Genomic DNA, 9311 nt, shown 5'->3' with positions numbered 1-9311 from the left:
TTCAATTTCCGTTTTGAGTTATAAACAACTTGATACTGTATATATACCCAAAATCGGGGGAATCCCAGCCATTTCAATAGATTGAAATGCAGTAAAATAGCTCGCTACAGAGTTCTGCAACGAGCTACTAAAGTAACCATAAGGGGGACGAAATACTTTGGATTCAATATCTGTTAATGATCGGATAATTTCTTGAGTTTTATTGAACTCTTCCTCAAATTGTTCCCTAGTGGCTTTACGCACATCGACATGAGAATAAGTGTGATTTCCAATTTCGTGTCCTTCTGCTGCTTGTCTTTTTATTATATCAGGATATTGTTCTGCGAGCTTTCCTAACACAAAAAAGGTGGCTTTAATATCATACTCCTTTAATAGGTCTAATATTTCAGCAGTATATTCAGGATGAGGTCCATCATCAAAAGTTAAAGCAATGTTTTTTTGTTTTTTAGAACCATAACTGATCAAATTTTGCTTATTATTTTTTAAGCTTTGTTCATTTCCAAAACTTATATACCCAATAGATAATACTAATATTAGTGAAAATGTAATAACAACAATAATATTAGTGGACTTATGCTTTCTCATAAAAGTTTATCCTCCTTTTTAATTAGGATATATAATAGTTTGCTTTATAAAATAAAAAGTATTCTTCTAACTTTATAAAATAATATGTATTTTTCTTAAAGCTTTTTTAAAGATGAATGATGTTTAATTTATCTACAAAGTTTTTTTACATCGATTTAATTTAAGGTGGTTTATCCGTCTTTTTTTATTGACTAAAAATAGTTCTATATAAATAAAGCATATAATACAAAGGTTTGGAAATACTAGAATTGATTTTAAATTAAAATAAAAATACAAATTGTATGCTTAAACTTCGTTATTTATTAAAATAACTAGAAAAGTAAAAACATTTGATAAATTGCCTAAATTACAAAATATATTATTTTATTTTTTAAAACTAAGTGATATAATATAAATGAGTAATTAATCATTTGTAGTACAAACAGAAAAAGGAGGAATTAAGTGATGGATTTAATTAAGTTTGTAGATAAAGTAAACGGAATCTTGTGGGATAATGTCCTAATCTTTGTATTAATGGGAACAGGAATATTTTATACTCTTTATTTAGGTTTGCCCCAATTTACTAAAATTGGGAGAGCATTTAAACATACTTTTGGAGGTGTATTTTCCAAAAGAAAAGAAACAGCAGAAGGAGAAATGTCTTCTTTTCAAGCTTTAGCTACTGCTATTGCAGCTCAAGTAGGTACTGGCAACCTTGCAGGTGTGGCATCAGCTATTGCCGCAGGAGGACCAGGGGCTATATTTTGGATGTGGGTAAGTGCATTTTTTGGAATGAGTACTATATTTGGAGAGGCAGTACTTGCTCAAAAGTATAATGAAAAAATAGATGGGGAAACTACAGGAGGTCCTGCTTATTATCTATCTAAAGGAGTTAATAGTAAGTTTTTAGCAAGTACATTTGCAGTTCTTATAATAATCGCTTTAGGATTTGTAGGAAACATGGTTCAGTCAAACTCTATAGCCGATGCAGTTCACGCTGCTTTTGGAATAAACAAACTTATTATTGGTATTATAGTTGCAATCTGTGCAGGAGCTATTCTTATAGGTGGAGTAAAGCGTATAGCATCATTTGCTGAACTTGTAGTACCCTTTATGGCAATTCTTTATATACTGGGTGGTTTAGTTATAATGGCTAAAAATGGTTCGCAAATTCTTCCAGCATTTAAAAGTATTTTTGTAGGTGCATTTAGTCCTCAGGCATTAGGTGGTGGACTGGTAGGTGTTACTGTAAAAGAATCTGTAAGATATGGTATCGCTAGGGGGCTATTTTCAAACGAAGCTGGTATGGGTTCAACCCCTCACGCTCACGCGGTAGCTAAAGTAAATCATCCCGCAGAACAAGGTATGGTTGCGATGGTTGGAGTAGTTATAGATACTTTAATAATTTGTACATTTACAGCACTTGTAAACATAGTAACTGGTGCCAATACTGAAGGACTCGATGCAGCAGCTATGACTCAAAGGGCATTTGAAATAGGACTTGGTAGATTTGGTGTAGTATTTATAGCGGTAAGTTTATTCTTTTTTGCTTTTACAACTATAATAGGTTGGACTTTCTTTGGAGATGCAAATATAAAGTATCTATTTGGTAAAAAAGGATCAGGTCCATATAAATTAGTTGTACTTGTATTTATAGTTTTGGGCTCTACTTTAGATGTAAAACTTGTTTGGAAACTTGCAGATATGTTTAACGGACTTATGGTTATACCAAACATTATAGGACTTCTAATATTAGCTCCTCAGGTAAGAAAACTAGTAACAGATTACAATGAAAATTATTCAAGACTTTCATAATATAATTTAATAACTTAAATATAGTTTGCACAATAAAAACAGGTTGAAGAGTTATAACTCTTCAACCTGTTTTTTAAAAGATATAATATAAAGAGAAAATCCATGTTAGAACTTTTTAAATGTGGTATAATATATATATAATAAAACTTGGACAAAGTATATTGGAGGGGATATATATGTCAACCGAAGAATTTCAAAGTCTAGTGTTAAAAGAATTGCGAACTATAAAAACAGATATAGGCTCAATAAAAGAAGAACAGTCACTAATGAAAACAGACATAAGTTCAATAAAAGAAGAACAGTCGCTAATGAAAACAGATATAAGTTCAATAAAAGAAGAACAGTCGCTAATGAAAGCAGACATAAGTTCAATAAAAGAAGAACAGTCACTAATGAAACTAGACATAAGTTCAATAAAAGAAGAACAATCGCTAATGAAAGCAGACATAAGTTCAATAAAAGAAGAACAATCGCTAATGAAAGCAGACATAAGTTCAATAAAAGAAGAACAGTCGCTAATGAAAGCAGACATAAGTTCAATAAAAGAAGAACAGATAGAGATTAAAAAGTTATTAAATGCAGTTGTAGAACAAACTGCTAATTTAACTGAATTTAAAGAGGAAACAATCAATGAAATAAAATCAATAAAAGCAGATACTTTAGAAATCAGAGAAAACTTTTTAAAACTTGAAATGAACACAGCATATAATTCACTAGATATAGCAAAACTTAAAGCAGTAAGATAAATTATACAAAAGTCAATTAAATCAATAATAGGAGGAATAAATTTGAAAGAAAATATAATAAAACAACCAGCGAGTGCTTCATCATCTCCAAGGTTTGTAAATATGGGTACATTTATGAGAATGGAAAGGATCACAGATTTAGAAGGTCTTGACTTTGCTATTGTAGGTATTCCTTTTGATACAGCTAGTTCTTTTAGAACAGGTGCTAGGTTTGGTCCTTCAGGAATTAGAAATATATCCGTAATGATAAAACCAAACAATGTAATATTAGAAATCAATATTTTAGATGAATTAAAAGGTGGAGACTATGGCGATATCAACATAGTTCCAGGATATATACTTCCAAGCTACGAAAGGATAGAAGAAGAACTGACAAAGATAGTAGAAGCAGGAGTTATTCCTATTTCCTTAGGAGGAGATCATTCTATTACGCTTGCTGAGCTAAGAGCAGTAGCTAAGGAACACGGACCAGTTTCATTAGTTCACTTTGATTCACACGCCGATATAAATGAAGAAGTATTTGGTGAAAAGTACAACCATGGAACACCTTTTAGACGTGCGATAGAAGAAGGACTAATTGACCCCTCAAAATCCATTCAAATTGGTATGAGAGGTTCCCTATATGATCCAGATGAACATAAAATGGCAGCAGAACTTGGATTAAAGCTCATTCCATCTCATAAGATGAGAGAAATAGGATTTGATGAAACTATAAGACAGGTTATTGAAAGAGTGGGAGATAATAAAGTATTTTTAACTTTTGATATCGACTTTGTAGATCCAGCTTATGCACCAGGGACTGGAACACCAGAAGTTGCAGGATTTACATCTCTTGAGACTTTAAATTTAATAAGGGGACTTAAAGACTTAAACTTTGTAGGATTTGATGTAGTTGAAGTTGCACCGCCTTATGATTTTGGTGAAATTACATCGCTTTTAGCTGCTAATATTGTATTTGAATTTTTATCAATGCTTGCTCTAAAAAAGAAAAATAGCAAATAAATTATTTAATTGTAATATTTATTTTTAGATTAGAGTATAAATTTTGATGAATTTGTTATATACTATATTAAGAATTATAAAAATAAATTAAATGAATGTAAATCATAGAGTATTTAATTCACATTTGTGATATTTTACTCTATGATTTTTGTTTATAAAGGAGAAATAAATTTTGTTAATAGAAGATTTAAATTTAATACAGCCCATTCAGAAGGCTTTAAAATCTGAAGGTTATACGGCAGCAACACCTATACAGATTAAAGCTATACCAGAACTACTTAAAGGTAAAGACCTTCTTGGATGTGCCCAGACAGGCACGGGTAAAACGGCTGCCTTTTCTATTCCTATATTGCAAGGACTTGCACAGGCACAAGAGAAAGTAAAGGGTAATAGAATTACTAAGGCCTTAATAGTTGCACCGACGAGAGAACTAGCTATTCAAATCTCAAATAGTTTTAAAGCTTATGGGAAAAACTTAGAATTTAGAATAGTTCCTATATATGGTGGTGTTTCTCAAAAACCTCAAACAAAGAGATTGGAAAAAGGGGTAGAGATAATAGTAGCAACTCCAGGAAGATTGTTAGATCTTATAAACCAAAAATATATAAGTCTTAAATCAATAGAATATTTTGTGCTAGATGAGGCAGATATGATGCTTGATATGGGTATGCTTAAGGATGTAAAAAAGATTATCACATACTTGCCTAAAAAGAAACAAACAATGTTTTTCTCGGCTACTATGCCTACTGAAATTGAAAAACTTGCAAATAATATATTAAATGATCCAATAAAGATAGTAGTTTCTCCAGTTTCTTCTACTGTAGATATAATAAAGCAAGAGTTTTACTATGTTGATAGAAACAATAAGACAAACTTACTTATACATTTACTTAAAAATAAAGATATATCTTCTGCTTTAGTATTTTCAAGGACTAAACATGGAGCAAATAAGATAGTAAAGCAATTAGAGCATAATGGAATTATGGCTGAGGCAATTCACGGCAATAAATCTCAAAATGCGAGACAACTTGCTTTGAGTAATTTTAAAGATAAGAGAATAAGAGTATTAGTTGCTACAGATATAGCAGCTCGTGGGATTGATATAGATGAGCTTTCCCATGTAATAAACTTTGATCTTCCTGAGGTTTCTGAAACTTATGTCCATAGAATAGGTCGAACTGGACGTGCAAGTCATGGGGGGACTGCAATTAGCTTTTGTAGTCATTCAGAAAAACCATTGCTTATTAGCATTCAAAAGCTTATAGGTAAAAAGATTAAAGAAATAGAAGATCACCCATATCCATTAAAAGATACAACAGTAGAAGAAAAGAAAAAACCTTCTAGAAAATCTAACTCTAGTTCAAGCAAGAGCAAATCATCAGATAATTATAGGAGAGATAAAAAGAAAACAGACTCAAAAAAGGATGAATCAAAATATGAAAAGACTTGGAGAAAATATAGAACAAATAAAAAGAGACCGAAGGTTTAAATGTTATATAGATAAAAACCAAACTTGATGTTTGGTTTTTATTTTATTAAAATTAATTTAAATGAAGGATTTTGAAGATAAATGTAGAACATAATATATTAGCATTATATGGATGTTCAAACTTTCCTAAGTGTAGATAAACAAAGGGTATTTAGATAGATTAAAAAAAATAAAGATAAATATTGATTCAATAGATTTAATGAAATCAGAGCACGTGGAAGGAAAGTTAACCTATACAATTATTTATTCTAAAAAATTATAGATTTAAATGTTAATATGCAGAATACAAACTATATTCTGTAGTTAATAAGGACATATTAACTATCTTTATTATTATGATATAATGCATATACTAAAGATACTTGTAAATTAGTATTATATCGAATAGAAAAGGGAAGTTGATTATATGATAAAAGAGAATTTTAAAGATTATAAATTAAGCAGTGATATATTAAAATCGATTGAGATTTTAAATTATAAAAGACCTACTAAAGTTCAAGAAAAAGTAATACCTATTGGTCTTAAAGGTAAAGATATAGTTGTAAAATCACAAACTGGAAGTGGTAAAACAGCAGCTTTTGCGATACCAGTTTGTGAATTAGTAGATTGGGAAGAAAATAGACCTCAAGCTTTAGTTATTACACCTACTAGAGAACTAGCTATGCAAGTAAGAGAAGATTTCTTTAATATAGGTAGATTTAAAAGATTAAAGGTGGTACCTGTTTATGGTAGGGCACCTTTTTATAATCAGCAAAGGGAACTCAAACAAAAAACCCATGTAGTAGTTGGTACTCCAGGACGTATAATTGACCATATAGATAAAGGTACGCTCGACATATCAATGATAAAATACCTAATAATAGATGAAGCTGACGAAATGTTTAATATGGGATTTTTAGAACAAATAGAAACGATAATAGATAAATTACCAATAGAAAGAATGACAATGCTTTTTTCAGCAACATTACCTACAGATATAGAATCTCTATGCAATAGATATATGACTAATCCAACATATATAGAAATAGAAGATGAAAGTGTAACTGTGGATAAAATTGATCAATGGAGATATATGGTAGAAGAAAAAGATAAAATAAAGCTCTTAAAGGATGTAACGGTTTTAGAAAATCCAGATAGCTGTATAATATTTGCAAATACCCGTGAAAAGGTTGATGAAATTACTATGCAAATTGAAGATGAAAATTTTACCTGTGATAAAATCCATGGAGGAATGGAACAAAGAGATAGAACAAAAGTGATGGAGGACTTTAGACAAGGCTACTTTAGATATTTAGTAGCAACGGATGTTGCGGCTAGGGGAATAGACATTGATAATATAACTCATGTTATAAACTATGATGTGCCCATGGAGAGAGAATCCTATGTTCATAGAATTGGTAGAACAGGTCGTGTAGGTAAGAAAGGAAAGGCTATTACATTTGTTACATCTAGAGATGAGAGATTTTTAAAAGATATCGAAGATTATATAGAAAGAGAAATACTCATTAGAGAAATGCCTGAAAAGGAAGAAGTGAACTTCTTAATAGATAAGTTTGAAGAAAAGATGAGAGAAAGACCTGCGATAAAAGAATTAAAAGGTGAAGAATTAAGTAAAAATATAATGAAAATACACATAAATGCTGGTAGAAAAACAAAGATGAGACCAGTAGATATCGTAGGAACACTATGTAATATAGAAGGAATGACTGCAGATGATATAGGTATTATAAATGTTTTAGATATATCCACTTTTGTAGAAATTTTAAATGGTAAAGGTGAGTTTGTTTTAGAAAAGCTTCAGACTACAAAGATAAAGGGAAGGCTAAGAAATGTAAATAAGGCAAACGAATAATTATAGTTAAGGATATTTTGCTAAATCCATCAATAGTGTATAATATAAGACCTAAGAGATGTTAAATATGAAATTAAGGGTATTAAATTATATGAATAATATTATATAAACTCAAATAATATAAATGAGGTAGATTGTTGTGAAAAAACATACAAAAAAATTAATAGCTCCAATTATAATTACCGTTTTAATAGTTTCTTATTTTGTTTTTTATATGTGGATGGGTTTATTTATAAGCGAAATACCTTCAATTATGAAAATGTTATTATTAGTTTTTCCTGTCGGTTTAATAGCACTAAGTGTATATATGCTATTTGAAAGAGTTAAAGAAATAAAGGATGGTGAAGAGGATGATCTTAGTAAATACTGACTATATAACTGGTAAAGAACTTGAAATGTTAAGCCTTGTAAAGGGAAGTACTATTCAGACTAAGAATGTCGGTAAAGATATTTCACAGGGTCTTAAACATCTTATAGGTGGAGAGCTTAAAGCCTATAATGAAATGATGAACGATGCAAGAGCTCTTGCTACAAAGAGAATGGTAGAAGAAGCTATTAGTTTAGAAGCAGATGCAGTTGTAAATATTAGATATGCATCCGCCGCAATTATGCAAGGAGCAGCTGAAGTGATTGTATATGGAACAGCAGTTAAATTCAAATAGGCAGTAAAAAAGAACTCAAAGAATGAGTTCTTTTTTACTGCCATGCACATAATAAGCTTACCTAGAATAAATTGATAATATACTTAAATAGGGAGGTTTTTTTATGACAAAAATAAGAAGAATGTTTCCTGGAGGAAATACAAGTAGAGGATTTTTTCCACTTCAAGAAAATATAATAGGAGAAGATAAAAATTTTCTTTATATATTAAAAGGAATGCCCGGTGGAGGAAAGTCTTCTCTTATGAAGGAAATAGCTAGAAGATCACTTGAAGAAGGATATACTGTAGAGTATCACCATTGTCCATCTGACCCTACATCTGTAGATGCTGTAGTTATAGTAGAGTTAAAGATAGTTATATTAGATGGTACACCACCACATAGTATGGACCCACTTTATCCTGGTGTAAATGAAAGAATAGTAGACTTATCTATATTTATTGATGAAGAAAAAATTAGGATTCATAAAGAGAAAATAATTAAAGCTAAAAAGAATAATAAAAAGTCTTATAGAAGAGCTTTTAATTATTTTAAAGCTGCTAGATCTGTTTATGAAGAAATAGAGATGACCAATAGAGAATTTGTAGACTTTAAAGGTTTAAAAGATTATGAAGATAAGTTTATAGAAGAAATATTTAAAAAAGAGGAAGTAGAGGTTTCTAATTCTCTATTTAAAATAAGACATTTATTTTCTACAGCTTACACACCTGAAGGATACTTTGATTATACGGATTCTTTACTTAAAAACATAGGGAAAAGATATTTTATAAAAGGAGAAATAGGTACAGGAACATCTGAATTTTTACAAAGAATTGTAGATATCTGCAAGTGGAAAGATTACGATATAGAAATTTACTATAATTCTTTTATTCCAGAAAAAATTGAATCAGTATTCATATGGGATCTAGATACTATTATAAGTTCAAATCCTAAGTCAAAAGAATTTCAATGTGAATTAATAAATTTTGATAAGTTTTTTAATCCTTCAAATCAAAATAAGGATGACTATAAGATTTTGGAAGAGTTAAAGGAAAAGGGAATAGAAGGTTTAAAGGGAGCTAAGAAAAACCATTTTATTCTAGAGGAAACTTATAGACCTACTGTAGACTTTAACGGAATTGATAATGAGAGAGAAAAAATATGGAATGAAATATTAGATTTTGCAAGTAAAAAAGACTAGTGAT

At 30.1% G+C, this 9311-nt stretch carries 8 protein-coding genes; 7 read left to right on the top strand and 1 reads right to left on the bottom strand.

The genetic code is table 11. The features are described from left to right. Positions 1-18: 18 nt before the first annotated feature. Positions 19-585 (bottom strand): polysaccharide deacetylase family protein, encoded by a 567-nt coding sequence (locus TICRE_RS03180; RefSeq protein ID WP_075725054.1) that lies wholly within the window; start codon positions 583-585, stop codon positions 19-21. Positions 586-1029: 444 nt separating this feature from the next. On the opposite strand from TICRE_RS03180, the gene TICRE_RS03175 reads away from it, so the two are divergent. The 7 genes from TICRE_RS03175 (at position 1030) to TICRE_RS03140 (ending at position 9307) form a co-directional block, all read left to right on the top strand. Further along, the gene (locus TICRE_RS03175) at positions 1030-2379 is read left to right on the top strand and encodes an alanine/glycine:cation symporter family protein (RefSeq protein ID WP_075725052.1); all 1350 of its coding nucleotides are present in this window, start codon (positions 1030-1032) and stop codon (positions 2377-2379) included. 176 nt (positions 2380-2555) lie between these two features. Next, entirely contained in the window at positions 2556-3125 is a 570-nt protein-coding gene (locus TICRE_RS03170; RefSeq protein ID WP_075725050.1) for a hypothetical protein, read from the top strand. A 42-nt stretch (positions 3126-3167) separates the two neighbouring features. Further along, positions 3168-4127, top strand: a complete 960-nt coding sequence (speB, locus tag TICRE_RS03165) for an agmatinase (protein ID WP_075725048.1) — start codon at positions 3168-3170, stop codon at positions 4125-4127. A 172-nt stretch (positions 4128-4299) separates the two neighbouring features. After that, a complete protein-coding gene (locus TICRE_RS03160; protein ID WP_075725046.1) occupies positions 4300-5616 on the top strand; it encodes a DEAD/DEAH box helicase in 1317 nt (438 codons plus the stop codon). 406 nt (positions 5617-6022) lie between these two features. Beyond that, complete coding sequence (locus TICRE_RS03155) at positions 6023-7468, top strand: DEAD/DEAH box helicase (RefSeq protein WP_075725044.1); 1446 nt, start codon at positions 6023-6025, stop codon at positions 7466-7468. A 350-nt stretch (positions 7469-7818) separates the two neighbouring features. Then, on the top strand, positions 7819-8130 hold the full coding sequence (locus TICRE_RS03145; protein WP_075725040.1) for a YbjQ family protein: 312 nt from the start codon (positions 7819-7821) through the stop codon (positions 8128-8130). A gap of 103 nt (positions 8131-8233) precedes the next feature. Then, entirely contained in the window at positions 8234-9307 is a 1074-nt protein-coding gene (locus TICRE_RS03140) for a hypothetical protein (RefSeq protein WP_075725038.1), read from the top strand. Positions 9308-9311 lie beyond the last annotated feature (4 nt).

This window comes from Tissierella creatinophila DSM 6911, from assembly GCF_001940565.1.
In the GTDB taxonomy this organism is placed as follows: Bacteria; Bacillota; Clostridia; order Tissierellales; family Tissierellaceae; genus Tissierella_A; species Tissierella_A creatinophila.
The sequence above is the reverse complement of the archived record's forward strand: the minus strand, read 5'-3'. Positions and strand labels throughout refer to the sequence as shown.

What these genes read in the sequence shown, in the direction of transcription:
- TICRE_RS03180 (WP_075725054.1), bottom strand. Translation starts at nt 585, where the DNA reads ATGAGAAAGCATAAGTCCACTAATATTATTGTTGTTATTACATTTTCA.
- TICRE_RS03175 (WP_075725052.1), top strand. Translation starts at nt 1,030, where the DNA reads ATGGATTTAATTAAGTTTGTAGATAAAGTAAACGGAATCTTGTGGGAT.
- TICRE_RS03170 (WP_075725050.1), top strand. Translation starts at nt 2,556, where the DNA reads ATGTCAACCGAAGAATTTCAAAGTCTAGTGTTAAAAGAATTGCGAACT.
- TICRE_RS03155 (WP_075725044.1), top strand. Translation starts at nt 6,023, where the DNA reads ATGATAAAAGAGAATTTTAAAGATTATAAATTAAGCAGTGATATATTA.
- TICRE_RS03145 (WP_075725040.1), top strand. Translation starts at nt 7,819, where the DNA reads ATGATCTTAGTAAATACTGACTATATAACTGGTAAAGAACTTGAAATG.
- TICRE_RS03140 (WP_075725038.1), top strand. Translation starts at nt 8,234, where the DNA reads ATGACAAAAATAAGAAGAATGTTTCCTGGAGGAAATACAAGTAGAGGA.